This window comes from Streptomyces sp. NPDC058052 (assembly GCF_042885515.1).
Classification (GTDB): domain Bacteria; phylum Actinomycetota; class Actinomycetes; order Streptomycetales; family Streptomycetaceae; genus Streptomyces.
The window spans coordinates 84,472-109,997 of record NZ_JBHVRX010000024.1 but is presented as its reverse complement, the minus strand read 5'-3'; the positions used below and the strand labels follow the sequence as shown (position 1 = coordinate 109,997).

The window sequence follows — 25,526 nt, the reverse complement described above, 5'->3', positions numbered from 1 at the left end:
GCCCCATGGCACGCACCAACCCGATGCACCTCCTGAACCGCCTCGCCGCCGACCACGCCGACGCCCGCCGGCTCGGCCTCCCCGTCGACGAGCTCCGTGGCCTGAGGGGCGACCCCCTCGGCCGCCGCACCCTCCTCAAGGCCGCCGCCGCGGCAGGGATCGCCGCCTCCGCCGCGGCCGCCCCCGCCGTCGCCGCCGTCCCCGACCCGCCGGTGCGGTCCGACGCCCGCGTCGCCGTCGTCGGCGCCGGCATCGCCGGGCTCACCGCCGCCCTCACCCTCCAGGACGCGGGCCTCGCCCCCGTCCTCTACGAGGCCGACCCGGCCCGCGTCGGCGGCCGCATGTGGACCCAGCGGAACCACTGGGCCTACGGGCAGACCTCCGAGATCGGCGGCGAGCTCATCGACACCAGCCACAAGAAGATGCTGGAACTCTGCCGCCGCTTCGGCCTCCCCACCGAGGACTTCCTCGGCGGCGGCCCCAACGGGGCCGAGGAGGTCCTCTGGTTCGGCGGCGCCTACTACCCGCGCCACCAGGCCGACGAGGACTTCAACGGCGTCTACCAGGCGCTGCGCCGGGACCTGTCGGAGGCGGGGGAGGTCTTCTGGAACCGGTCGACCCCGACCGGCACCGCCCTCGACAACATGTCCGTGTACGAGTGGATCGAGACCCGCGTCCCCGGCGGGCACTCCTCGCCGCTCGGCCGCTTCATCGACGTGGCCTACAACGTCGAGTACGGCGCCGACACCACCGAACAGTCCTCGCTCGCCCTCGTCCTGCTCATGGGCTACCAGACCAATCCCGGCAACTTCAACATCTGGGGCCTGTCCAACGAGCGCTACCACATCACCGGAGGCAACGACCGGCTCCCGAACGCCATCGCCGGCGCCCTGAACCCCGGCACCCTCCGCAGGGGCTGGACCCTCCAGGCCGTCCGCGCCGAGGCCGACGGCACCCAGACCCTCACCTTCGCCGAGGGCGGCGCCACCAGGACCGTCACCGCCGACCACACCGTCCTCTGCGTCCCGCTGCCGGTCCTCCAGCGCCTCGACCTCGGCCGGGCCGGCTTCGACCCGCTGATGACGAACCTGCTGCGGGACGCCCGCATGGGCCACTGCACCAAGCTCAACATGCAGTTCGGCACCCGCCCCTGGCGCGGCACCGGCGCCTGGCCCGGGGTCTCCGCCGGCGACTGCTTCACCGACCTCGACGTGCAGCAGACCTGGGACACCACCAAGCTCCAGGGCGGCACCGGCGGCATCCTCATCCAGTACAACGGCGGCAGCCTCGCGCGGAACCTGAACCCGGCCGGTCCCTTCTCCACCGAGTCCGACCCGTACGTCCGCGGCCTGGTGAGCCGCTACCTCACCGGCGTCGACGCCTTCTTCCCCGGCACCTCACGGGCCTGGAACGGCCGCGCCCAGCTCTCCGCCTGGCACAAGAACCCGAACGCCCTCGGCGCGTACTCCTGCTGGCCGGTGGGATACCTCCACCGGTACGCGGGGTACGAGGGCACGCCCCAGGGCAACGTCCACATCGGCGGCGAGCACTGTTCCTACGACTTCCAGGGCTTCATGGAGGGCGGCGCCACCGAGGGCGAGCGGGCGGCCAAGGAGGTGATCGACGCCCTCCGGTAGCGGCTCAGACCCCGGCGGCCGGCGTGATGTTGTGGTTGAGGCGGAAGACGTTGTCGGGGTCGTACGCGGCCTTCACGGAGGCGAGCCGCGGGTAGTTGCCGGCACCGAACCCGGCGACGATCCGCTCCTCGCCCTCCGCGCCGATGAAGTTGAGGTACACCGCCTCCGTGGTCCACGGCCGCATGTCGGTCCGCACGTCGTGCACCCACTGGATCGCGCGCCCGTCGGCCGCCGGGTCCTCCCAGGTCGCGAAGGGGTGCACGACCCAGGGGGCGGTCCGCCACGGCAGCGGATAGTCGGAAGGACCCCTGGCCACCGCGCCACCCAGCGGGAACAGCACGTGCTGGGTGGCCGTGCCGGCCGGGATCCGCTCCCCGCGGGAGCAGAAGACCTCCACGGCCTCGTCGGGCAGCGACCCCAGGTACTCCGCCGACCAGTAGTTCCGCAGCCCCGGGGGGTCGTCGAGCATGCACTGGAGGTCCGCGTAGGGCACCTCCTGGACGAGCTCCACCACCGGCCGCAGCGCGAGCAGCGGACCCGCCAGGTGCCGGACGCCCGCCAGGGGCCCGGCGAAGGTCACCAGGGCGGCCACCACCAGCTCGCCGACCAGGTGGGCGGGGACGAAGGGCTCGGGCGGGGCGGGGAAGTACAGCACCCCGCCGCTCGCCTCGTCCGGCAGGGCCTCCGCCATCGCGCGGTACGCCTCCACCACCGCGGGTCCGGCGGACGGCGGGAAGAGCATCAGCGCGAAGCTCATCACGGGCAGCTCGTGCAGCCGCAGCGTCAGCGACGTCGCCACGCCGAAGTTCCCGCCGCCGCCGTGCAGCGCCCAGAACAGCTCCGGGTTCTCCTCGGCGCTCGCGACGACGTGCTTGCCCTCGGCCGTGATCAGATCGGCGGAGACCAGGTTGTCGCAGGCCAGCCCGAACTTCCGCTCCAGCCAGCCAGAGCCGCCGCCCAGGGTGAAGCCGCCGACGCCGGTGGTGGAGACCCGGCCGCCGGTGGTGGCCAGGTGGAAGGGCTGGGTGGCCCGGTCGAGGTGGCTCATCAGGGCGCCGCCCTCGACCCGTACCGTCAGATGCTCGGGGTCCGCGACGACGGCGTGCATCCGGCGCAGGTCGATCACCAGACCCCTGTCGACGGCCGAGGTCCCGGCGACGCTGTGGCCGCCGCCGCGCACGGCGATCGGCAGCCCGGTCTCCCGCCCGAAGAGGACCGCGTTGGCCACGTCCGCCTGGGTCGCGCACTGCGCGATGACGGCCGGCCGGCGGTCGATCATGCCGTTGTGGATGCTCCTGGCGGCGTCGTAGCCCGGATCGCCGGGCACGAGGACCTCACCGGCCAGATCCTCGCGGAGCCCGGCCAGGGCGGTGTCCGGAACGGTGAACTGGGGAGCCATCGGGTGCCCCCCCTTTCGTGCGGGGGCCAGGACATCTTCATCGTAGGTCCGGCCCCCGGAGGGCGCCCCTCAGCGGTCCGCCGCGCCCGTCATCCGCCGTAGGCGCCGCTCGCGGTCAGCCGCAGTGCCGTGTCGATCAGCGGCACGTGGCTGAACGCCTGCGGGAAGTTGCCCACCTGGCGCTGGAGCCGCGGGTCCCACTCCTCGGCGAGCAGCCCCAGGTCGTTGCGGAGTGCGAGCAGCTTCTCGAAGAGGGTGCGGGCCTCGTCGACCCGGCCGATCATCGCCAGGTCGTCGGCGAGCCAGAAGGAGCAGGCGAGGAACGCGCCCTCGTCGCCCTCCAGGCCGTCGACGCCCGCCTCCTCGCCGGCGGTCGGGTAGCGCAGCACGAAGCCGTCCTCGGTGGACAGCTCGCGCTGGATCGCCTCGATCGTGCCGATGACCCGCTTGTCGTCCGGCGGGAGGAAGCCCATCTGCGGGATGAGGAGCAGCGAGGCGTCCAGCTCCTTGGAGCCGTACGACTGGGTGAAGGTGTTCCGCTCCTTGTCGTAGCCCTTCTCGCAGACGTCCCGGTGGATCTCGTCGCGCAGCTCGCGCCAGCGCTCCAGCGGTCCCTCCGCGTCGCCGGACTCGATCAGCTTGATCGTGCGGTCGACCGCCACCCAGGCCATCACCTTGGAGTGGGTGAAGTGCCGGCGCGGGCCGCGGACCTCCCAGATGCCCTCGTCGGGCTGGTTCCAGTTCTTCTCCAGGTACACGATCAGCCTGATCTGGAGCAGCGAGGCGTAGTCGTTGCGGGACAGGCCCGTCATGTGGGCCAGGTGCAATGCCTCGGTGACCTCGCCGTACACGTCGAGCTGGAGCTGGTTCGCGGCGCCGTTGCCGACCCGGACCGGGCCTGAGTTCTCGTACCCGGGCAGCCAGTCCAGCTCCGCCTCGCCGAGCTCCCGCTCGCCCGCGATGCCGTACATGATCTGGAGGTTCTCCGGGTCGCCCGCGACCGCCCTGAGGAGCCAGTCCCGCCAGGCGCGGGCCTCCTCGCGGTAGCCGGTGCGCAGCATCGAGGAGAGGGTGATGGCGGCGTCCCGCAGCCAGGTGTAGCGGTAGTCCCAGTTCCGTACGCCGCCGATCTCCTCCGGCAGCGAGGTGGTCGGCGCGGCGACGATCCCGCCGGTCGGCGCGTACGTCAGCGCTTTCAGGGTGATCAGGGAGCGGACCACGGCCTCCCGGTAGGGGCCGTGGTACGTGCAGTGCTCGACCCACTCGCGCCAGAAGCCGGCGGTCGCCTCCAGGGAGCCCTCGGGGTCCGGCAGGGCCGGCGGCTCCTTGTGCGAGGGCTGCCAGGAGAGGGTGAAGGCGATCCGGTCGCCGGGGGCGACGGTGAACTCGGAGTAGGTGGTGAGGTCCTCGCCGTGGGTCTCGGCCTCGGTGTCGAACCAGACGGAGTCGGGCCCGGCCACCGCGACCGTGCGGTCGCCGACCTTGTGGACCCAGGGCACGATCCGGCCGTAGCTGAACCGCATCCGCAGCGCGGAGCGCATCGGGACCCGGCCGCTGACGCCCTCCACGATCCGGATCAGCTGGGGCGCGCCGTCGCGTGGGGGCATGAAGTCGGTCACCCGGACCGTGCCGCGCGGGGTGTCCCACTCGGACTCCAGGATCAGCGAGTCGCCCCGGTAGCGGCGGCGGTCGGCGGGGGCCGGCTCGGCGTCGGCCGGGCCGGCCGGTCCCACTCTCCAGAAGCCGTGCTCCTCGGTGCCGAGCAGCCCCGCGAAGACCGCGTGCGAGTCGAAGCGGGGGAGGCAGAGCCAGTCGACACTGCCGTCCCGGCAGACCAGCGCCGCGGTCTGCATGTCTCCGATGAGTGCGTAATCCTCGATACGCCCGGCCACGTGCTTCACTCCAGTCGAACGGCCCGTCCGCCCCTCGGGGCGCGTGCAGCGAGATTGTGCGGTTGCGGGAGGTGCCCGCGGTGCCAGTGTGCGGGATGGCCGGCTCCGGCAGCGGGTCGAGGGGAGGCGACACGGCTCCCGGTCCGGTTCCACGGGCGGGGTGGTGCCGTCGGCCGGCCGCCGGGAGACGTGGTCCGGGCGGGATGATCCGCACCCTAGTGAGCGTAGTGATCACCCGGGTAACGCGCTGCTCCACACGGGTGAACAAAGTGTTCCCCGGACGTTCGCCCGAGCGTCTCCCCCGCACCTCCTCCCTGTCCCCGCCCTGGTCACGGGCCCGCCCGCGGCCGGTCCGCGGCCCCGCTCCCGCAAGCGCTCCCGGCCCGTCCCGCCGGACCATCGGAGCGGAATCCCATCGTCCGCCGGACCCCCCGGACGGCCCCGCCAGGGCCGGGTCCGCGCGGTCCGCCGGTGTGCCGACCGTGTGGCCGGAAGCGGTCTCCTGCTGTCACTGATACCCTGGTACCCCGTGGACCGGTGGGAAACGGCGCCAGCCGAAACCCCCGAAACCGCAGCGACGGCACCCCCGATTCTTCCGGAGGACCAGCCGCTTCGCACCTCCAGAACGCGACCACGGGAGCCCCCTCTTGGCGATGCCGCCCAACACCACGACGACCAAGCACATCTTCGTCACCGGGGGTGTCGCCTCCTCCCTCGGCAAGGGCCTGACCGCCTCCAGCCTGGGTGCGCTCCTCAAGGCCCGGGGCCTGCGGGTCACGATGCAGAAGCTCGACCCGTACCTCAACGTCGACCCGGGCACGATGAACCCGTTCCAGCACGGTGAGGTGTTCGTCACCAACGACGGCGCCGAGACCGACCTGGACATCGGCCACTACGAGCGCTTCCTCGACGTCGACCTCGACGGCTCGGCCAACGTCACCACCGGCCAGGTCTACTCGCAGGTCATCGCCAAGGAGCGGCGCGGCGAGTACCTCGGTGACACCGTGCAGGTCATCCCGCACATCACCAACGAGATCAAGTCGCGGATCCGCCGCATGGCCACCGACGACGTCGACGTCGTCATCACCGAGGTCGGCGGCACGGTCGGCGACATCGAGTCGCTGCCCTTCCTGGAGACCGTCCGCCAGGTCCGCCATGAGGTCGGCCGCGACAACGTCTTCGTCGTGCACATCTCGCTGCTGCCCTACATCGGCCCCTCCGGCGAGCTGAAGACCAAGCCGACCCAGCACTCGGTCGCCGCCCTGCGCAACATCGGCATCCAGCCCGACGCGATCGTGCTCCGCGCCGACCGCGAGGTCCCGACCGCCATCAAGCGCAAGATCTCGCTGATGTGCGACGTCGACGAGGCCGCCGTGGTCGCCGCCATCGACGCCAAGTCGATCTACGACATCCCGAAGGTGCTGCACTCCGAGGGCCTCGACGCCTACGTGGTGCGCAAGCTGGACCTGCCCTTCCGCGACGTGGACTGGACCGTCTGGGAGGACCTCCTGGACCGCGTCCACAACCCCGACCACGAGGTCACCGTCGCGCTCGTCGGCAAGTACATCGACCTGCCCGACGCCTACCTGTCGGTCACCGAGGCCATGCGCGCCGGCGGCTTCGCCAACAAGGCGCGGGTCAAGGTCAAGTGGGTCACCTCCGACGACTGCAAGACCCAGGCCGGTGCCGAGAAGCAGCTCGGCGACTGCGACGCCATCCTCATCCCCGGCGGCTTCGGCGACCGCGGCGTGAGCGGCAAGGTCGGTGCCATCCAGTACGCCCGTGAGCACAAGGTGCCGCTGCTCGGCATCTGCCTCGGCCTCCAGTGCATCGTCATCGAGGCGGCCCGGAACCTGGCGGGCATCCCCGAGGCGAACTCCACCGAGTTCGACCCGGCCACCGCGCACCCCGTCGTCTCCACGATGGAGGAGCAGCTCGCCTACGTGGAGGGCGCCGGCGACCTCGGCGGAACGATGCGCCTGGGCCTCTACCCGGCGAAGCTCGCCGAGGGCTCGGTCGTCCGCGAGACCTACGACGGCGAGCCGTACGTCGAGGAGCGCCACCGTCACCGCTACGAGGTGAACAACGCGTACCGCGCCGAGCTGGAGAAGAAGGCCGGTCTGGTCTTCTCCGGCACCTCCCCGGACAACAAGCTCGTCGAGTTCGTCGAGTACCCGAAGGAGATCCACCCCTACCTGGTCGCCACCCAGGCGCACCCGGAGCTGAAGTCCCGCCCGACCCGCCCCCACCCGCTCTTCGCGGGTCTCGTCAAGGCGGCCGTCGAGCGCAAGACGGCCCAGTAGCAGGGCGCGTTAACGTAGCCGGGGTACGGGTTCTCGCACGAGGACCCGTACCCCGGCTTTCGTATGTGGGAGGACGAACGATGCAGGTGCAGGACACCCCGGAGGAGTGGCGGGTCGTCGCCACCACGACCCCCTTCAAGGGCAACAAGACGAGTGTCCGCACGGACGACGTGGTCATGCCGGACGGCACGGTCGCCCGCCGCGACTACCAGGTCCACCCGGGCTCCGTGGCCGTGCTGGCCCTGGACGACCAGGACCGGGTGCTGGTGCTGCGTCAGTACCGCCACCCGGTGCGGCAGAAGCTGTGGGAGATCCCGGCCGGACTGCTGGACGTGCCCGGGGAGAACCCGCTGCACGCCGCCCGGCGGGAGCTGTACGAGGAGGCGTACGCCAAGGCGGGGGAGTGGCGGGTCCTGGCGGACGTGTACACCACCCCGGGCGGCTGCGACGAGGCCGTACGGATCTTCCTGGCGCGCGACCTCGCCGAGGCGGAGGGGGAGCGGTACGAGGTCTCCGAGGAGGAGGCCGACATGGAGGTGGCGCGGGTCCCGCTGGACGAGCTGGTCCGCGGCGTCCTCGCCGGCGAGCTGCACAACAACTGCCTCGTGGTGGGCGTGCTGTCGCTGGTCGCCGCCCGGGCGGGCGACGGCCTCGACGCGCTGCGCCCGGCGGACGCGCCCTGGCCGGCCCGGCCCTTCGAGGCATGACACCCCGGGCCGGTGTGACTGTCTGCTGATCCGATCGGGGGATGTGTCCGCCGCGCTCCGCCGGGTCCGTGGCGGGGGCTGAACTACGCTCGTACACGCCCGTGCGGAGTCCCTCGCGGGGATCGGCTCGTGCGCAGGTGGACGGGAGCGTGGCCCGTGACGGATCAGGCGGTGGCAGCGGCCGGCAGCCGGCAGTTCTACGGCCGGCAGCGGGAGTTGAAGGCCCTCCGCGCCGACATCGAGCGGACCGGCCTGGACACCCTCACCGGACGCAAGGAGCCCCGCGCCCGGGTCCTCCTCGTCGCGGGGCGGCCCGGCTCCGGCCGGACCGCGCTCGCCGAGGAACTGATCGCCTCGGTCGCCGGCCGCTACCCCGACGGCGTCTACCGGGCCCGGCTCACCGAGCCCGGCGGGGAACCCGTCCCCACCGCCCGGGCCGCCCGTGAACTCCTCCGCGACCTCGGGGTCGCGGAACCGCCCGGCGCCGCCGAGGACGAGCTGACCGAACTCGTCCGCGAGGCGCTCGCCGGACGCAGGGCGGTGCTGCTCCTCGACGACGCCGTCGACGCCGAACAGGCCGACCCGCTGCTCCCGGACAACCCCGACGCCCTCGTCGTCGCGGTGGCCCGGGGGCCGCTCACCGGCATCCCCGACGTCCGCCCCTGCACCCTCGGCGGGCTCGACCCCAAGTCGGCCATCGAGCTGCTGACCTCCGCCACCGGCTCGGTCCGCATCACCGTCGACCCGCAGGCCGCCGAGGCGCTGGTCGAGGAGTGCGGCGGACTGCCCGGCGCGGTGGTGCTGGCCGGCGGCTGGCTGGCCGGGCGGCCCGAGACCTCCGTCGCCGACCTCGCCAAGCGGCTGCGCGGCCTCAACGGCGACCCCCTCACCCGCACCTTCCTCCTCGCCCACCAGGCGCTGCCCCAGCCGGCCGCCCGGATACTGCGCTACCTGGCGCTCGCCCCGCTCGGCCGGGCCGACGCCCACACCGCCTCCGCCCTGGCCGGCTGCTCGGTCCAGGCCGCGGCCACCACCCTCGCGGACTTCGCCCGCCTGGGCCTGGTCACCGAGACCGGCGACGGCGAGTACGAGGCCCCCGGCCATCTCGTCCCCCTCCTCCGCGCCCAGCTGGAGGAGCGCGACCGGCCCGCCGAGGTGCAGCTCGCCCGGGCCCGGATGCTGGAGCGGACCGTACGGCTCCTCCAGTCCTGCCGTGCGGTCACCGAACCCGAGGGCTCCCCGGCCCGGCGCAAGCTCGCCGGCCTGCCGCGCGCCCTGCGCTTCCCCACCCCCGAGGACGCCGCCCGGTGGCTGGCCTCGCGCCGCCCGGCCCTCCTCGCCTGCGCCCGGACGGCCGTCGCCGACGGCGAGCTGGACACCCTCGCCCGCCGGCTCATCGCCTCCCTGGTGCGGGCGCTCACCGCGCACGGCGGCGCCGAGGCGGCGGCGCCCGACCTCTACGGGCTGCACCGGCTCGTCCTCGACGTGGCCGAGCGGCGCGGACTGCACCGCGAGCGGGCCGCGGCCCTGCTGAACCTCGGCGACCTCGACGCCCGGACCGGCCGCACGAAGGACGCCCTGCTGCGATATCGGTTGGCATGGGAGGCCGGAAGGCAAGCAAATGACCCGTACGCCACCGGTCGCGCAATGGAATCCGTAGGTGGCAGCTACCAGGAGCTCGGCGACTGGCAGCGGGCCGGCGACTGGTACGGCCGCGCCCTCGCCCAGCGCCTCGCCCACGACGAGCGGGTCGACCAGGCGCGCCTGTACGCCCGCCTCGGCGCCGTGCAGACCTACGCCGGGCGGTACGGGGAGGCCCTGCGGCACTGGCGGGCGGCGGCGGCCGGATACCGCAGGCTGGGGGATCTGCCGGGCCACGCGCGGGCGTTGAGCGAGGCGGCCCGTGTGCAGGAGTACGCCGGGCGTCCCGAGGAGTCGCTGCGGACCTGCGAGGAGGCCGTCGAGTGGGCCCGCCGGGCCCGGGACACCCGGCTCCAGGCGGCGCTCCAGCTGCGGCTCGCCGACACCCTCGACCGGCTCGGCGACCCCGCCGCGGCCCGGCTGCACCGGGCTGCGGCGGACCGTCTGCTGGAAACCGAACGCTTTGCCTACGAAATCCGCAGTGGGTCCACGGAAGATTAGTACTTTGAAAGGCTAGACAGCGGGAACTCCTTCATTAGACTGGTTCCGCCGCGTTCGAACGTGGTCTGCCCCGGTGCGCCGCAGTGCATGGGGGTATGTATCGCAGTGCACCAGTTATCCCCCTGATTCAAGGACCGTGATCGACGATGAAGGTCGGCATCCCCCGCGAGGTCAAGAACAACGAGTTCCGCGTGGCCATCACCCCCGCCGGTGTCCACGAGCTCGTCCGCAACGGCCACCAGGTCTTCATCGAGCAGAACGCCGGCGTCGGCTCCTCGATCACGGACGAGGAGTACGTCGCCGCGGGCGCCGAGATCCTCGCCACCGCCGACGAGGTCTGGGCCACCGCCGACCTGCTCCTCAAGGTCAAGGAGCCGATCGCGGAGGAGTACCACCGCCTCCGCAAGGACCAGACGCTCTTCACCTACCTGCACCTGGCCGCCTCCAAGGAGTGCACGGACGCCCTCCTGGAGTCCGGCACCACCGCCATCGCCTACGAGACGGTCGAGACCGCGAACCGCGCGCTCCCGCTGCTCGCCCCGATGTCCGAGGTCGCGGGCCGCCTGGCCCCGCAGGTCGGCGCCTACCACCTGATGCGCCCGGCCGGCGGCCGCGGCGTCCTCCCCGGCGGCGTCCCCGGCACCCACGCCGGCAAGGCCGTCGTCATCGGCGGCGGCGTCTCCGGCTGGAACGCCACCCAGATCGCCGTCGGCATGGGCTTCCACGTGACCCTGCTCGACCGCGACATCAACAAGCTCCGCGAGGCCGACAAGATCTTCGGCACCAAGGTGCAGACGATGGTCTCCAACGCCTACGAGCTGGAGAAGGCCGTCGTCGAGGCCGACCTCGTCATCGGCGCCGTCCTCATCCCGGGCGCCAAGGCCCCGAAGCTGGTCACCAACGAGCTCGTCGCCAAGATGAAGCCCGGAAGTGTCCTTGTCGACATCGCGATCGACCAGGGCGGCTGCTTCGAGGACTCGCACCCGACCACCCACGCCGAGCCGACCTTCCAGGTCCACAACTCGGTCTTCTACTGCGTCGCCAACATGCCCGGCGCGGTCCCGAACACCTCCACCTACGCCCTCACCAACGCGACGCTGCCCTACATCGTGTCGCTGGCGAACAACGGCTGGGCCGAGGCGATCCGCCGCGACGCCGCCCTCGGTCTGGGCCTCAACACCCATGACGGCAAGGTGGTTTACAAGGAGGTGGCCGAGGCGCACGGCTACGAGCACGTCGAGCTGAGCGCCCTCGTCGGCTGACCTCGGGGCGCCCCGCCGGCGGCTCCGTGACGGTCCCGTCAACGCCCGCCGTCAATGTCACACACCCGGCCGGACCTTGTTCGACAAGGTCCGGCCGGCTGTGTCTCCGGCCACGCCAAAACGTTCGGTCAACACGCCTCGAACGTAACCCTTTAACCGTTTCGCACACCCCTGAAACGTGTGGATGCGTGGCCGCGCACCCTTGACAGCGGCGTGTTCGGTTGCCGACACAACGGGCCGGGTCCGGGCGATTGTGTTGCTGCGGACCGGTGACACGCCATAGAGTCGCCAACCGTCGGCATGGTGCCACGCTGACCTATCGATAAATGTTCCTGGTCACATCCAAGGAGGTAAGACGACTTGTGAATGAGTCGACATTTACTCCCGGGAGCGGTGCGCCAGGTGCCCCGGTGGGCTCCGTCGCGGTGCGGACCTTCGCGACGCACCAGCCCATGACGACAACCCACACGCTGAAGACGATGGACGGCCTACACGTGAACGCCACGGCCGGCAACGAGATGGGCCGAGAGTCCACCCACTTCGCCGCCTACGACGAGCTGCCCGAGGGGCACTTCTACGACCCCGACGCCGAGTACGAGCCCGACCCGGAGTACGCGGCCACCCTCGCGCCCGACGCTGCCCGCCAGCGCCGCGAGCGGATCGGCCCGACCGGACGGCCGCTGCCGTACTTCCCGATCCCGGGCCCGCTGACCGACCACGGTCCCGCCAAGATCATCGCGATGTGCAACCAGAAGGGCGGCGTCGGCAAGACCACGTCGACCATCAATCTGGGCGCCGCGCTCGCCGAGTACGGACGACGGGTGCTGCTCGTCGACTTCGACCCGCAGGGTGCCCTGTCGGTCGGCCTCGGCGTGAACCCGATGGAGCTCGACCTCACCGTCTACAACCTGCTCATGGAGCGGGGCATGTCGGCGGACGAGGTCCTGCTCAAGACGGCGGTCCCCAACATGGACCTGCTGCCGAGCAACATCGACCTCTCCGCCGCCGAGGTGCAGCTGGTCTCCGAGGTCGCGCGCGAGTCCACGCTCCAGCGCGCCCTCAAGCCGCTGATGAACGACTACGACTACATCGTGATCGACTGTCAGCCCTCGCTCGGCCTGCTGACCGTGAACGCCCTGACGGCGGCCCACAAGGTCATCGTGCCGCTGGAGTGCGAGTTCTTCGCGCTGCGCGGTGTCGCCCTGCTGACCGAGACCATCGAGAAGGTCCAGGAGCGGCTCAACCCCGAGCTGGAGCTCGACGGCATCCTCGCCACCATGTACGACTCGCGGACCGTGCACTCCCGCGAGGTCCTCGCGCGGGTCGTGGAGGCGTTCGACGATCACGTCTACCACACGGTCATCGGCCGGACGGTGCGCTTCCCGGAGACCACGGTCGCCGGCGAGCCGATCACCACGTACGCCTCCAACTCCGTGGGTGCCGCCGCCTACCGCCAGCTCGCCAGGGAGGTGCTCGCCCGGTGTCACGCCGAGTGAGTCTGCCCGGAGCCGACGAACTCTTCCGTACGACCGGGGGGATGGCGCTGCAGTCGTCCTCGCCCCGCCGAACCGTTCCCGCTCCGGCGGGTGAGAGCGACACGGCGGCCGGCGCGGACGGCGGTGCCTCCGCCGGTTCCGCCGAGCACACGGCGGCCGACTCGGAGGCGGCCGAGCCGCGCGCCCGGGAGGCCGAGTCGGTCCCCGCGCAGCAGCCCGCCCCCGTCAAGGCGGCCGCCCAGGCGGCCGCTCCCGCGCGGCGCCGGGGCCGGACCACCAACCGGCGCCCCAGCGGGCGGGAGCGCCACGACGAGAAGATCACGGTCTACGTCTCCGCCGAGGAGCTGATGGACCTGGAGCACGCGCGCCTGGTGCTGCGCGGCGAGCACGGCCTCGCCGTCGACCGCGGGCGGATCGTCCGCGAGGCGGTCGCCGTGGTCCTGGCCGACCTGGAGTCCCGCGGCGACGCGAGCATCCTGGTCCGCCGTCTGCGCGGCCGCTGACGGTACCCTGCGGGCGGCCCCGCCCCCGCACCCCTGGAACCGCTCCCGATGCACCCGCACGCCGACGAGACGCCCCGCCCACCGCGCCGCCGCGCGCTGGGACGGGGCGGCGGCCTGCCGGACGGCGCCACGGAAGACGCACCGGCCCCCGCACCTGCGCCGGCCCCCGCCCCGGCCCCCGGACCCGCCCCGGCCCCCGGACCCGCCCCGGCCCCTGCGCCGGCCCCCGGACCCGAGCCGGACCCCGCGCCCGTACCGGACCCCGCGCCCGTACCGGACCCCGCGCCCGTACCGGACCCCGCGCCCGTACCGGCTCCCGCGCCCGTACCGGCCCCCGGGTCCCGCCCCGAGGCCGCCGGCGAGTCCGCCACCGACGCCGGTGACGGGCGCTTCACCGTGCGGCTCGCCAACTTCGAGGGGCCGTTCGACCTGCTCCTCCAGCTGATCACCAAGCACAAGCTGGACGTCACCGAGGTCGCCCTCTCCCAGGTCACCGACGAGTTCATGGCCCACCTCCGGAACCTCGGGCCGGACGGGGACCTCGACCAGACCACCGAGTTCCTGGTCGTCGCCGCCACGCTGCTCGACCTCAAGGCCGCCCGGCTGCTGCCCGCGGCCGAGGTCGAGGACGAGGCCGACCTCGCCCTCCTGGAGGCCCGCGACCTGCTCTTCGCCCGCCTGCTCCAGTACCGCGCGTACAAGCGGATCGCCGAGATCCTCTCCGACCGCTGGGAGGCGGAGGGCCGGCGCCACCCCCGCACCGTCGGCCTGGAGCCGCACCACGCGGAGCTGCTGCCCGAGGTCGTCCTCTCGATCGGCGCCGAGGGCTTCGCGAAGCTCGCGGTGAAGGCCATGCAGCCCAAGGCCGCGCCGCAGGTCTACGTGGACCACATCCACGCCCCGCTGGTCAGCGTCCAGGAGCAGGCGGGGATCGTCGCCGCCCTGCTGCGCGAGCGCGGCACCGCGCACTTCCGGGAGCTGGTCGAGGACGCCGGGGACACCCTCACCGTCGTCGCCCGCTTCCTCGCCCTCCTGGAGCTCTACCGGGAGAGGGCCGTCGCCCTCGACCAGGAGGACCCCCTCGGCGACCTCACCGTCTCCTGGACCGGCGGCGACGGTGAGACCCGTGTCACGGCAGAGTTCGACCAGGAAGCACCGGAGCCCGCATGAGCGACCTCAAGCCCGCCCTCGAAGCCGTCCTCATGGTCGTCGACGAGCCCGCCACCGAGGCCCACCTCGCCAAGGTCCTCGACCGCGCCCCGCGCGAGGTCGCCGACGCCCTCCACGAGCTGGCCGACGAGTACACCGCCGACGGGCGCGGCTTCGAGCTGCGCCGGGTCGCCGGCGGCTGGCGCTACTACACCCGGCCCGCCCACGCCGCCGCCGTCGAGGCGTTCGTCCTCGACGGCCAGCAGGCCCGGCTGACCCAGGCGGCGCTGGAGACCCTGGCGGTGGTCGCGTACCGCCAGCCGGTCAGCCGTTCCCGGGTCTCCGCCGTCCGCGGGGTCAACTGCGACGGCGTGATGCGGACCCTCCTCCAGCGGGCTCTCGTGGAGGAGGCGGGCACGGAACCCGAAACAGGTGCGATCCTGTACAGGACGACGAACTACTTCCTGGAGCGGATGGGCCTGCGCGGCCTGGACGAGCTCCCGGAGCTCGCGCCCTTCCTCCCCGAGGCGGACGCGGTCGAACCGGACTCCCTGGAAGGCGTTCCGTCGTTCGATCCCGACAGGGACGAACCAGCGGACGAAGAGACGACGGAAGCGTGATGCGAAGCAGCAGCGGCAGGAACAGCGGAAACAACGGCGGGAGCCGTGGTGCCAAGAGCGGCGGCCGCGGCAACAACTACCGGGGAGCGGGCAACGGCCGCGACGAGCGCGGCCAGAGCGCCGGCCGCCCGCGCAAGGCCCGTCCCGAGGAGCGCAGCTACGACGTGAGCATGCCCTCGGACAGCGCCAAGGGCGGCCCCGGCGGTGCCCGCAAGGGCCGCGGCGACGCGGCCCGCGGCGGTGCCAAGGGAGGCCCGAAGCAGTCCCCGAGGCAGCAGCAGCAGCGTGGTGGCGGTCGCACGGCCGCCCCGTCGCGCTCGCGCGAGTACGACACCCGGACCGAGGAGCGCAACCGGGAGCGGTACGCGAACAAGCCCGAGGTCAAGACCCCCAAGACCTTCCCGGGCGCCGAGCAGGAGGGCGAGCGGCTGCAGAAGGTGCTGGCCCGCGCCGGCTACGGCTCGCGCCGCGCCTGCGAGGAGCTGATCGAGCAGGCCCGTGTCGAGGTCAACGGCGAGATCGTCCTGGAGCAGGGCCTCCGTGTGGCGGAGAGCGACGAGATCCGGGTCGACGGCCTGTCCGTCGCCACCCAGTCGTACCAGTTCTTCGCGCTGAACAAGCCGGCCGGCGTCGTCTCCACCATGGAGGACCCGGACGGCCGCCAGTGCCTGGGCGACTACGTCACCAACCGCGAGACCCGGCTCTTCCACGTCGGTCGGCTCGACACGGAGACCGAGGGCATCATCCTGCTCACCAACCACGGCGAGCTGGCCCACCGTCTCACCCACCCCAAGTACGGCGTGAAGAAGACCTACCTCGCCGCCGTCACCGGTCCGCTGCCCCGTGAGGTCGGCAGGCGGCTCAAGGACGGCATCGAGCTGGAGGACGGCTACGCCCGCGCCGACCACTTCCGCGTGGTCGAGCAGGTCGGCAAGAACTACCTGGTCGAGGTCGTGCTCCACGAGGGCCGCAAGCACATCGTGCGCCGGATGCTCGCCGAGGCGGGCTTCCCGGTGGAGAAGCTGGTCCGCACCGCGTTCGGCCCGATCGGGCTGGGCGACCAGAAGTCGGGATGGCTGCGCCGCCTGTCCAACACCGAGGTCGGCATGCTGATGAAGGAGGTCGGTCTGTAGGACCGCCTCCCGCCCGGAAGGGGCCCGTGTCCGCGTCGCGGACATGGGCCCCTTCGTGCGTATCGGCCTTGTGCTCACCCCCCGCACCTTTTATAGTCAGAGTGACTCTTAAGGAGGTGGGCGTGAGCCTCGCGGACGTACTCGAACCCCTCCAGCGGCCCCTCTTCACGCTGCTGGACACCCCGGTGAGCTGGACCGAGGTCCTCGGCTTCGGCAGCGGCGCCCTCTGCGTCTGGCTCGTCGCCCGCCAGCACCTCGCCAACTGGCCGGTCGGCATCGCCAACAACCTCTTCTTCGTCCTGCTCTTCACCCAGGCCGGCCTCTACGCCGACGCCGGCCTCCAGATCGTCTTCATCGTCCTCGCCGCCTACGGCTGGTGGACCTGGACCCACGGGGGTGGACCAGGCTCCGCCGAAGCCCTTCCGGTACGGCGCACCAGCCGCACCGAGTGGACCTGGCTGCTGGCGGCGGGGACGGTGGGGACCTGCGCCCTCACCCTCCTCCTGGACCGGGCCACCGACTCCACCGTCCCCTTCTGGGACGCCCTCACCACCGGCCTCTCGCTCATGGCCACCTACGGCCAGTGCCGCAAGCGGCTGGAGTCCTGGTGGCTCTGGATCGCCGCCGACGTGGTCTACGTGCCCCTGTACGCGTACAAGGGCCTCTACCTGACCTCGCTGCTGTACGTGGGCTTCCTGACGCTCTGCGTCCTCGGTCTGCGCGGCTGGAGCCGCGGCCTCGCCCCCGCGCGGCGCCCCCTGGAGGCGGCGGCATGACCCCGTACGGCCACGGCCTCGTCCTCGGCAAGTTCTATCCGCCGCACGCCGGCCACCACCACCTCGTCCGCACCGCCGTCGCCGCCTGCGAGCGCGTCACCGTCCTCGTCTGCGCCTCCTCCGTCGAGTCCCTGTCCCTGGAGGAACGGGTCGCCTGGATGCGCGAGGTCCACCCCGACGCCCTCGTCGTCGGCGCCGTCGACGACAACTCCGTCGACCTCACCGACCCCGGCGTGTGGGACGCCCACATGGCCGTCTTCCGGGCCGCCGTCCCCGAGGCCGTCGACGCCGTCTTCACCTCGGAGCCGTACGGCGACGAACTGGCCCGCCGCTTCGGCGCCGTACCCGTGCTCGTCGACCCCGGCCGCACGGCCTTCCCCGTCTCGGGCACCGCCGTCCGCGCCGACCCCGCCGGCTGCTGGGACCACCTCTCCGCGCCCGTGCGGGCCGCGCTCACCCGCCGGATCGTCGTCCTCGGCGCCGAGTCCACCGGCACCACCACCATGGCCCTCGCCCTCGCCGACCACTACCGGCGGCGCGGCGGGATCTGGGCGCGCACCCGGTACGTCGCCGAGTACGGCCGCGAGTACAGCGAGCTCAAGCTCGCCGAGCTGCGGGCGCGCGAACCCGGCGCCACCTGGTCCGACGTCGCCTTCCACACCTCCGACTTCCCCGTCATCGCCCAGCGCCAGGCCGAGCTGGAGGAGGAGGCCGCCCGCGACGGCTCGCCCGTCCTCGTCTGCGACACCGACGCCTTCGCCACCACGATCTGGCACGAGCGGTACCTGGGCACCACCAGCCCCGACACCGGCGAGATCGCCGCCCGCGGCCGGCAGCACCTCTGGCTCCTCACGGACCACCGGGGCGTCGCCTTCGAGGACGACGGACTGCGCGACGGCGCACACCTCCGCCCCTGGATGACCGCCCGCTTCCTCACCCAGCTCGCCCACAGCGGCCGCCGCACCGTCGTCCTCACCGGCCCCCACGAGGAACGCCTCGCCACCGCCGTCGCCGCCGTCGACGCGCTCCTCGCCGAGGGCTGGCACCTCACCGACCCGCTTCCGGAGCGCCGATGAGCACCCCGCCGCGCCCCGAGGGGTACGACCCCCGGGCCTTCGAGCCCTTCGCCGTCACCGTCGACCTCGCCGTCCTCACCGTCCGCGGCGACCGGCTGCACGTCCTCCTCGTCCAGCGCGGCCAGGAGCCGTACGCGGGCGCCTGGGCGCTCCCCGGCGGCTTCGTGCTGCCCCGCGAGTCCGCCGGCACCGCCGCCCGCCGCGAACTCGCCGAGGAGACCGGGCTGCCCGACGCCACCGTCGCCGGACTCCACCTCGAACAGCTCCGCACCTACACCGAACCCGACCGCGACCCCAGGATGCGGGTCGTCTCGGTCGCGTACACGGCGCTCGTCCCCGACCTGCCCGAACCGCGCGGCGGCGGCGACGCCGCCGAGGCCCGCTGGCTGCCCTACGACGAGGTCCCGCCGCTCGCCTTCGACCACGACCTGATCCTCGCCGACGCCCGCGACCGCGTCGGCTCCAAGCTGGAGTACACCTGCCTCGCCACCGCCTTCTGCCCGCCCGAGTTCACCCTCGGCGAGCTGCGGGAGGTGTACGAGACGGTCTGGGGCGTCCCGCTGGACCGCCCCAACTTCCGGCGCAAGGTCCTCACCACGCCCGGCTTCGTCGAGGCCGTGGAGGGACCGCCGCGCCGCACCGGCGGACGGGGGAAACCGGCCGCGCTCTACCGGGCGGGAGAGGCCACGGCCCTCCACCCGCCACTGCTCCGACCGGAAGGACGATCCTCATGACCAAGCAGGCCGCGACGGGCACGCTGATGGGGCTGGCGCTGGGCGACGCCCTCGGCCGCCGCACCGAGTTCAGCGACGTGCCGACGATCCTCCGGTGGTACGGGCCCTGGCGCGACCTCGCGCTGCCCGAGGACGGCAGGATCACCGACGACACCCAGATGACCCTCTCCGTGGCACGGGCGCTGCGCGCCTGCCAGGAGCGCGGGGTCGCCGGGCCGGAACGCCTCGCCGACGAACTGCGCAGGGAGTTCGTCGACTGGTACCGCTCGCCCGAGAACAACCGGGCTCCCGGCCGGACCTGTCTGAACGCCTGCGCGCTCCTGATGACCGACCGCGTCTGGCAGGACGCCAGCCAGATCGACTCCAAGGGCTGCGGCGCCAACATGCGGGTCGCGCCCCTCGGGCTGCTCCACGAGTACGGGGAGTCCGCCGCCGGCGCCGCCCAGCTCCAGGCCGCGCTCACCCACGGCCACCCCACCGGGCTCGCCGCCTCCGACCTCACCGCGCGGGCCGTGTGGCTGCTCGCCCAGGGGGTCGACCCGGCCGGGCTCGTCGGACAGCTCCGCTCGTACGCGTACGAGAACCGCGACCGCTACCACGAGCGCTGGCTCGGCGACCTGTGGACCCGCTCCCAGGACCCCGACGCCCTGCACTTCGTCCGGCGCGGCTGGGACGAGTGCCTCGCCGTCCTGGAACGGCTCGACGCCGTGCAGCGCACCGCCGACCCCGAGCTCGACCCCTGCGCGTACACGGGCGACGGCTGGATCGCCGAGGAGGCGCTCGCCACCGGGCTGCTCTGCTTCCTGCTCTTCCCGGAGGAGCCGCTGACCGCGCTGCGCCGGGCCGCCTGCACCCGGGGCGACTCCGACTCGATCGCCGCCCTCGCCGGCGCCTTCGCGGGGGCGCACCTCGGCGCCGCCGCCTGGCCGGACGCGTGGACCGCGGGGATCGAGCACCGGGAGGAGCTGCTGGCCCTCGGGGCCCTCTGGGACGCGTGAGCGGCTTCTGGGAGGCTTGGGCCCCATGACGCTCACCCTTGAGGCCCACAAGGCCGAACTGACCTCCGTGGTGGCCGGGGAACCGGACCCCCTCCTCTTCGCCACGGTCTCCGGAGCCCACCTGTACGGCTTCCCGTCCCGCGACTCCGACGTGGACCTGCGCGGCGTCCACCTGCTCCCGGCGGAGGCGCTGGTCGGGCTCCGCGAGCCGGAGGAGACCCGGGACCGGATGTGGGCGCGGGACGGCGTCGAGATGGACCTCGTCACCCACGACCTGCGGAAGTTCGCCCGGCTGATGCTGCGCCGCAACGGCTACGTGCTGGAGCAGCTGACCTCGCCGCTGGTCGTGCACACCACCCCGGTCCACGCCGAGCTGACCGACCTCGTGCCCGGGGTGCTCACCACCCACCACGCCCACCACTACCGGGGCTTCGCCGCGACCCAGTGGCGGCTCTTCGAGCGGAGCGGCGAGCTGAAGCCGCTGCTCTACACCTACCGGGCGCTCCTCACCGGCATCCACCTGATGCGTTCCGGCGAGGTCCAGGCCCACCTGCCGACCCTCGTGGGGGAGGTCCCGGAGGCCCCGGCGCGGATCCCCGGGCTGGTCGCCGCGAAGACCGCCGCCGAGCACGGCGCCGCCGAGGTCGTCACGGAGGACGTACGGGCCGAGGTGGAGGCCCTGCACGGCGTGCTGGACGCGGCCCAGGCGGCCTCGGACCTCCCGGACGCGGTCCGGGCCGGCGACGCCCTCCACGACCTCGTCGTACGGGCCCGGCTAGAGCTCCTGAAGGGCTGAGGCGCGGCGGGCGCGGAGCAGGAGGTCCTGCACGCGCGCGTGGTCGGGGGCGGCGGGCAGCGGGGTGGCGCCGAGGGCGGTGTCGGCCTCGTCCTGGAGGCGGTTCATCCAGGACTCGACCTCCGGCCACGTCAGCTCGCCGCGCTTGACGGCGAGCAGCCGCTCCCGGTCCTCGCCCACGTCGATCCGCAGGGTGCCGGTGCGGAGCAGGTCCCGGCAGCTCGTCAGCAGCCGCAGCAGGTGCATGGCGTGCTTCCAGCGCGGCCGCCCGTACTGGCGGACGTCCGCCTCCAGCTTGCGGCGCTGGCCGCCCGCGTACCGCACGAAGGTGCCGTGCGCCTGCCGGGAGAGGAAGGCGCCGCGCAGCTCGCGGAGCTCCTCCCCCCACACGGTGGTGTGGGTGACGAGCGGGGAGTGGAGGCACTCCAGGACGTTGGGGTTGTTGCGGAGGGCCAGCTCGCAGAAGCGTTCCAGCTCCCAGCTGAACTGCTCCGGCGCCGGGCCCTCCACATGCGCCGGGGGCTTGTCGAACCGCCAGAAGAGCGGCGTCGGGGCGAGGTAGACGCCCCGCACGTCGGTGTCGCTGTCCTCGGTCGCCAGGCCGAAGGCGCGCGAGCCCATCACACAGGCGTAGACGGTGTGCTCGCGCACCAGCGCCTCGGGGGACATGTCCATGGCGGCCAGGCTACGCGAGGGTGATCGTCTCCCCGGAGACGGTGATCTCCTCGGCGGGCAGCGGCCGCGTCGCCGGCCCCTTCCTCACCGCCCCGTCGGCGATGGCGAACCTCGAACCGTGGCACGGGCAGTCGATCGTGCCGTCCGCCACCTTGTTCACCGTGCAGCCCTGGTGGGTGCAGATCGCCGAGAACGCCTTGAACTCGCCCTCCACCGGCTGCGTCACGACCACCTTCCGGTCCGCGAAGACCGTGCCGCCGCCCACCGGGATCTCCGAGGTCTTCGCCAGCGGGGTGCCGGCCGGGCCCGTCGTGGAGGCGGACGCCGTGCCGGACGGCTCGGCGGGCTCCGCGGAGGCGGTGGGCTCGGCGGAGGACGGGGCGCTCGACTCCGTACCGCCGTCGCCGCCCCCGTCGTCCGAGCCGCAGCCGGTGGTCGTCGCCGCGGTCGCCGTCGTGAGGGCCGCCGCGGCGAGCAGCACCGTCCGGCGGGGTGTCGTCCGTGAAGTCATACGGCCCAGCTTCGCCCCGTACGCCCCGCCGTCCCCGCAACACGCCGGACCCGGGCTACACCCAGGGCACCAACTCCCTCGCACGGCCGTCCGCGTCGCGCAGCACCTCCAGGACGGAGGTCACCGCGGCCCGCTCGACCGGTCCGTACACATGCGGGAAGAGCCGGTCCTCCGACCCCTCCCAGCGGACCTCCCCGGACAGCAGGGACGCGTCGACCACCAGCACCAGGAGCGGGCCCGGCACGTCCCGGTAGTGGGCGTCGGCGATCGCCAGCGCCGCCTGCTCGTCGGGCGAACAGTGCACGAAGCCCTCCGCGGCGAGCGACGGCGGGGCATAGGGGCGACCGGGGTCCGCGGACCACTCGGCCCACTCGTCGAAGGGGATGACATGGAGCAGCATCCGCCCTTTCTACCCGCTCGGCGGACCGCGCCCGCCCCCGGTGGCGTGATGTCCCCCCGTGGGTGAGATTGGGGATGTTCTCCAGCGGTCCGCACCGGGTCCTCGACCGGACGAAAGGCAGCACCATGGCGGGTAACGATCTCGGCGGTCTCCTCGGCTCCCTGCTCGGCGGGGCGGGCGGTCAGGGCGGCGCCGCCGGCGGCATCCTCGGCTCCCTCCTCGGCGCCCTCGCGGGCGGCCGGGGGAGCGGCGGCACGGCGGGCGCGGCCGGAGCCGGCGGGCAGAACCCGCTCGGCGGACTCCTCGACCTGCTCACCCGGTCCGGCCTCGCCGACCAGGCACAGTCCTGGATCGGCACCGGCGAGAACAAGCCCGTCGACGGGACCCAGATCGCCCAGGCGCTCCCCGACGAGACCCTCCAGAAGGTCGCGCAGGACGCCGGGGTCACCCCGCAGGAGGCCGCCGACGAGATCGCCCGGTCCCTGCCGCGGGCCGTCGACAAGCTGACGCCGGGCGGATCCCTGCCGCAGGGCGGGTCGCTCGAGGACATCATCCGGTCGCAGAAGCTCTGAGCCGTCCCTCCGTACGGCACGGCACGGCCGCGCCCGTCCCGCGTCTCGCGGGGCGGGCGCACGCGCGCGTGCCCCCGGCGGCTGACTAGGCTGGGCCCTTACCGCCCCGCGCCCCAAGGACATCCCCCGTGAGAACAGCGCTCGTCATCGGAACCGGACTGATCGGCACCTCCGCCGCACTCGCCCTCGCCGGCCGGGGCGTCACGGTCCACCTGCGCGACCACGACCCGGCGAGCGCCCGGACCGCCGCCTCGCTCGGCGCGGGCACCGACACGGAACCCGAGGGCCGGGTGGACCTCGCGATCGTCGCCGTACCGCCGGCGCACGTCGCCGCCACCCTCGCCGAGGCCATGCGCGCCGGGGCCGCCCGCGGCTACCTCGACGTGGCCAGCGTCAAGGGCGGCCCGCAGCGCGAGCTGGAGGAGACGGGCCTCGACCTCACCCCGTACATCGGCAGCCACCCGATGTCCGGCAAGGAGCGCTCCGGCCCGCTCGCCGCAACCGCCGACCTCTTCGAGGGCCGGCCGTGGGTCCTCACCCCGACCCGGTCCACCGACACCGAGGTCCTCAACCTCGCGCTGGAGCTCGTCGCGCTCTGCCGGGCCGTGCCCGTCGTCATGGACGCCGACGCCCACGACCGCGCGGTCGCGCTCGTCTCCCACACCCCCCAGCTGGTCTCCTCGATGGTCGCGGCCCGTCTGGAGGAGGCCGAGGAGTCGGCCGTACGGCTCTGCGGGCAGGGCATCCGGGACGTCACGCGGATCGCCGCGTCCGACCCGCGCATGTGGATCGAGATCCTCTCCGCCAACCCCGGGCCGGTCGCCGACGTCCTCTCCGGCGTCGCCGCCGACCTCGACGAGACCGTCCGCGCGCTGCGGTCGCTCCAGTCCGCCGACGAGGAGAAGCGCCGGGACGGCGCCTCCGGGGTCGAGGACGTGCTGCGGCGCGGCAACGCGGGCCGCGCACGGGTGCCCGGCAAGCACGGGGCGGCACCGACGGCGTACGAGACCGTGGCCGTGCTCATCAGCGACCGGCCGGGCGAGCTGGCGCGGATCTTCGCGGACGCGGGGCGGGTCGGGGTCAACATCGAGGACGTCCGGATCGAGCACGCGACCGGCCAGCAGGCGGGTCTCGTCCAGCTCATGGTCGACCCCACGGCGGCACCCGCCCTCTCCCAGGCCCTCCAGGCCCAGGGCTGGTCCCTCCGCACCCCCTGAGGAGCCGCACGGCACGGGCCCGGTGAGCGGCGGACCGCGGCGCGGTGGCGGCGGGGAGCGGGCCCGCGCGGGCGGCGGGGAAGCCGGTCCGCGCGGGGGGCGGGAGACGCTGGGCCGGACGGGGGCGGGGGACTCGGTAACCTTGTAGGGGTCCCGGACTGCCGCCGGGGCCGCCGCCCACCCCAGGAAGGTCCCCCTCAACGTGGAATCCGTGATCGTCGCCATCGACGGCCCCTCCGGCACGGGCAAGTCGAGCACCTCGAAGGCGGTCGCCGCCAAGCTGGGGCTGAGCTACCTGGACACCGGCGCCCAGTACCGGGCGATCACCTGGTGGATGATCGGCAACGGGGTGGACGTCCACGACGCCGACGCCGTCGCCGCGGCCGCCGGCAAGCCCGTCATCGTCTCCGGCACCGACCCGTCCCGCCCGACCATCACCGTCGACGGCGCCGACGCCTCCGGCCCGATCCGGACGGAGGAGGTCACCTCCAAGGTCAGCGCGGTCAGCGCCGTCCCGGAGGTCCGCGCGCTCATCACCGAGCTCCAGCGGACCATCGCCCGCGAGGCCGAGCAGGGCATCGTCGTCGAGGGCCGGGACATCGGCACGACCGTGCTCCCCGACGCCGACCTCAAGATCTTCCTCACCGCCTCGCCCGAGGCCCGTGCCGCCCGCCGCTCCGGCGAGGTGAAGGGCGCCGACGTGAAGGCCACCCAGGAGGCCCTGGTCAAGCGGGACGCGGCGGACTCCAGCCGCAAGACCTCCCCGCTCGCCAAGGCCGGAGACGCCGTCGAGGTGGACACGACCGAGCTCACCCTCGACCAGGTCATCGAGTGCGTCGTCACCCTGGTGGAGGAGAAGCGGACGGGCGGCAAGTGACCCAGCCCTCCGTGAAGGGGGCCGCCGTCGGCCGCCGCATCGGCATCGGGCTGATGTACGGCTTCTGGAAGCCGCGCGTGCTCGGCGCCTGGCGGGTGCCGGCCTCCGGCCCCGTCATCCTCGCCGTGAACCACGCGCACAACATCGACGGCCCCATGCTCATGGGCACCGCCCCGCGCCCCGTCCACTTCCTGATCAAGAAGGAAGCGTTCGTCGGGCCGCTGGGCGGCTTCCTCGAAGGCATCGGACAGGTCAAGGTCGACCGCGACTCCACCGACCGCAAGGCGATCGGGCACGCGCTCGGCGTGCTGGAGCGGGGCGGGGTCCTCGGGATCTTCCCCGAGGGCACCCGAGGCGAGGGCGACTTCGCCTCGCTCCGCGCCGGCCTCGCCTACTTCGCCGTCCGCAGCGGCGCCCCGATCGTTCCGGTCGCGGTGCTGGGCAGCACCGACCGGCCCGGACGGCTGGCGAAGGGGCTGCCGGCCCTCCGCAGCCGGGTGGACGTCGTCTTCGGCGACCCCTTCGACGCCGGTGACGGCAGCGGGCGGCGTACCCGCAAGGCGCTGGACGAGGCCACGCTCCGGATCCAGGAGCACCTCACCGGCCACCTGAAAAACGCCAGGCGCCTCACCGGGCGCTGAGGGACACTCA

24 protein-coding genes are annotated in these 25,526 nt (G+C 73.2%); 19 read left to right on the top strand and 5 right to left on the bottom strand.

Features of this window, described 5'->3' with window-relative positions; translation table 11 throughout:
• Positions 1-5: 5 nt before the first annotated feature.
• On the top strand, positions 6-1,637 hold the full coding sequence (locus ACFVU3_RS28410) for a flavin monoamine oxidase family protein (protein ID WP_390070568.1): 1,632 nt from the start codon (positions 6-8) through the stop codon (positions 1,635-1,637).
• Between the two features lie 4 nt (positions 1,638-1,641).
• On the opposite strand, the gene ACFVU3_RS28405 is transcribed toward ACFVU3_RS28410, so the two are convergent.
• On the bottom strand, positions 1,642-3,036 hold the full coding sequence (locus ACFVU3_RS28405) for an FAD-binding oxidoreductase (protein WP_390070567.1): 1,395 nt from the start codon (positions 3,034-3,036) through the stop codon (positions 1,642-1,644).
• A gap of 89 nt (positions 3,037-3,125) precedes the next feature.
• Positions 3,126-4,928, bottom strand: coding sequence for a glycoside hydrolase family 15 protein (locus tag ACFVU3_RS28400; RefSeq protein WP_390070565.1), 1,803 nt, complete (start codon positions 4,926-4,928; stop codon positions 3,126-3,128).
• Positions 4,929-5,581: 653 nt separating this feature from the next.
• Between ACFVU3_RS28400 and ACFVU3_RS28395 the strand changes: the two genes are divergently transcribed.
• The 14 genes from ACFVU3_RS28395 (at position 5,582) to ACFVU3_RS28330 (ending at position 20,623) form a co-directional block, all read left to right on the top strand.
• Positions 5,582-7,231 (top strand): CTP synthase, encoded by a 1,650-nt coding sequence (locus ACFVU3_RS28395; RefSeq protein ID WP_390070606.1) that lies wholly within the window; start codon positions 5,582-5,584, stop codon positions 7,229-7,231.
• Between the two features lie 80 nt (positions 7,232-7,311).
• Positions 7,312-7,938 carry an NUDIX domain-containing protein gene (locus tag ACFVU3_RS28390; protein ID WP_390070564.1) on the top strand — a complete coding sequence of 209 codons (627 nt, stop codon included), beginning with the start codon at positions 7,312-7,314 and terminating at the stop codon, positions 7,936-7,938.
• A gap of 156 nt (positions 7,939-8,094) precedes the next feature.
• A complete protein-coding gene (locus ACFVU3_RS28385) occupies positions 8,095-10,080 on the top strand; it encodes a tetratricopeptide repeat protein (RefSeq protein ID WP_390070563.1) in 1,986 nt (661 codons plus the stop codon).
• A gap of 146 nt (positions 10,081-10,226) precedes the next feature.
• Complete coding sequence (ald, locus tag ACFVU3_RS28380; RefSeq protein WP_390070562.1) at positions 10,227-11,342, top strand: alanine dehydrogenase; 1,116 nt, start codon at positions 10,227-10,229, stop codon at positions 11,340-11,342.
• A 452-nt stretch (positions 11,343-11,794) separates the two neighbouring features.
• On the top strand, positions 11,795-12,838 hold the full coding sequence (locus tag ACFVU3_RS28375; protein ID WP_226651714.1) for a ParA family protein: 1,044 nt from the start codon (positions 11,795-11,797) through the stop codon (positions 12,836-12,838).
• Positions 12,835-13,341: a hypothetical protein gene (locus tag ACFVU3_RS28370; protein ID WP_390070604.1), complete on the top strand. Its 507-nt coding sequence runs from the start codon at positions 12,835-12,837 to the stop codon at positions 13,339-13,341. The genes ACFVU3_RS28375 and ACFVU3_RS28370 overlap by 4 nt, the downstream gene beginning before the upstream one ends.
• 48 nt (positions 13,342-13,389) lie before the next feature.
• Positions 13,390-14,511 carry a segregation and condensation protein A gene (locus ACFVU3_RS28365; RefSeq protein ID WP_390070561.1) on the top strand — a complete coding sequence of 374 codons (1,122 nt, stop codon included), beginning with the start codon at positions 13,390-13,392 and terminating at the stop codon, positions 14,509-14,511.
• Positions 14,508-15,110, top strand: coding sequence for an SMC-Scp complex subunit ScpB (scpB, locus tag ACFVU3_RS28360; RefSeq protein WP_390070560.1), 603 nt, complete (start codon positions 14,508-14,510; stop codon positions 15,108-15,110). Before ACFVU3_RS28365 ends, scpB begins: the two co-directional genes overlap by 4 nt.
• Positions 15,110-16,243, top strand: a complete 1,134-nt coding sequence (locus tag ACFVU3_RS28355; RefSeq protein ID WP_390070559.1) for a pseudouridine synthase — start codon at positions 15,110-15,112, stop codon at positions 16,241-16,243. The genes scpB and ACFVU3_RS28355 overlap by 1 nt, the downstream gene beginning before the upstream one ends.
• Before the next feature lie 122 nt (positions 16,244-16,365).
• The gene (gene pnuC / locus ACFVU3_RS28350) at positions 16,366-17,019 is read left to right on the top strand and encodes a nicotinamide riboside transporter PnuC (RefSeq protein WP_390070557.1); all 654 of its coding nucleotides are present in this window, start codon (positions 16,366-16,368) and stop codon (positions 17,017-17,019) included.
• A complete protein-coding gene (locus tag ACFVU3_RS28345; RefSeq protein WP_390070555.1) occupies positions 17,016-18,095 on the top strand; it encodes an AAA family ATPase in 1,080 nt (359 codons plus the stop codon). The genes pnuC and ACFVU3_RS28345 overlap by 4 nt, the downstream gene beginning before the upstream one ends.
• The gene (locus tag ACFVU3_RS28340; protein ID WP_390070554.1) at positions 18,092-18,829 is read left to right on the top strand and encodes an NUDIX domain-containing protein; all 738 of its coding nucleotides are present in this window, start codon (positions 18,092-18,094) and stop codon (positions 18,827-18,829) included. Before ACFVU3_RS28345 ends, ACFVU3_RS28340 begins: the two co-directional genes overlap by 4 nt.
• Entirely contained in the window at positions 18,826-19,827 is a 1,002-nt protein-coding gene (locus tag ACFVU3_RS28335; protein ID WP_390070552.1) for an ADP-ribosylglycohydrolase family protein, read from the top strand. Before ACFVU3_RS28340 ends, ACFVU3_RS28335 begins: the two co-directional genes overlap by 4 nt.
• Positions 19,828-19,852: 25 nt before the next feature.
• Positions 19,853-20,623: a DNA polymerase beta superfamily protein gene (locus ACFVU3_RS28330; RefSeq protein ID WP_390070550.1), complete on the top strand. Its 771-nt coding sequence runs from the start codon at positions 19,853-19,855 to the stop codon at positions 20,621-20,623.
• Here ACFVU3_RS28330 and ACFVU3_RS28325 read toward each other — a convergent pair.
• From ACFVU3_RS28325 to ACFVU3_RS28315, 3 genes are read right to left on the bottom strand one after another with little or no spacing between them, the layout of a single operon-like run.
• On the bottom strand, positions 20,603-21,292 hold the full coding sequence (locus ACFVU3_RS28325) for a DNA polymerase beta superfamily protein (protein ID WP_390070602.1): 690 nt from the start codon (positions 21,290-21,292) through the stop codon (positions 20,603-20,605). The two genes, ACFVU3_RS28330 and ACFVU3_RS28325, sit on opposite strands and share 21 nt — an antisense overlap.
• Positions 21,293-21,308: 16 nt before the next feature.
• A complete protein-coding gene (locus ACFVU3_RS28320) occupies positions 21,309-21,809 on the bottom strand; it encodes a Rieske (2Fe-2S) protein (RefSeq protein WP_390070548.1) in 501 nt (166 codons plus the stop codon).
• Positions 21,810-21,864: 55 nt separating this feature from the next.
• A complete protein-coding gene (locus tag ACFVU3_RS28315; RefSeq protein WP_390070546.1) occupies positions 21,865-22,209 on the bottom strand; it encodes a DUF952 domain-containing protein in 345 nt (114 codons plus the stop codon).
• Between the two features lie 125 nt (positions 22,210-22,334).
• On the opposite strand from ACFVU3_RS28315, the gene ACFVU3_RS28310 reads away from it, so the two are divergent.
• The 4 genes from ACFVU3_RS28310 (at position 22,335) to ACFVU3_RS28295 (ending at position 25,516) form a co-directional block, all read left to right on the top strand.
• Complete coding sequence (locus tag ACFVU3_RS28310; RefSeq protein WP_390070544.1) at positions 22,335-22,781, top strand: YidB family protein; 447 nt, start codon at positions 22,335-22,337, stop codon at positions 22,779-22,781.
• A gap of 128 nt (positions 22,782-22,909) precedes the next feature.
• Entirely contained in the window at positions 22,910-23,998 is a 1,089-nt protein-coding gene (locus ACFVU3_RS28305) for a prephenate dehydrogenase (RefSeq protein WP_390070542.1), read from the top strand.
• 202 nt (positions 23,999-24,200) lie between these two features.
• The gene (gene cmk / locus ACFVU3_RS28300) at positions 24,201-24,875 is read left to right on the top strand and encodes a (d)CMP kinase (protein ID WP_390070541.1); all 675 of its coding nucleotides are present in this window, start codon (positions 24,201-24,203) and stop codon (positions 24,873-24,875) included.
• A gap of 53 nt (positions 24,876-24,928) precedes the next feature.
• The gene (locus ACFVU3_RS28295; protein ID WP_390070600.1) at positions 24,929-25,516 is read left to right on the top strand and encodes a lysophospholipid acyltransferase family protein; all 588 of its coding nucleotides are present in this window, start codon (positions 24,929-24,931) and stop codon (positions 25,514-25,516) included.
• Positions 25,517-25,526 lie beyond the last annotated feature (10 nt).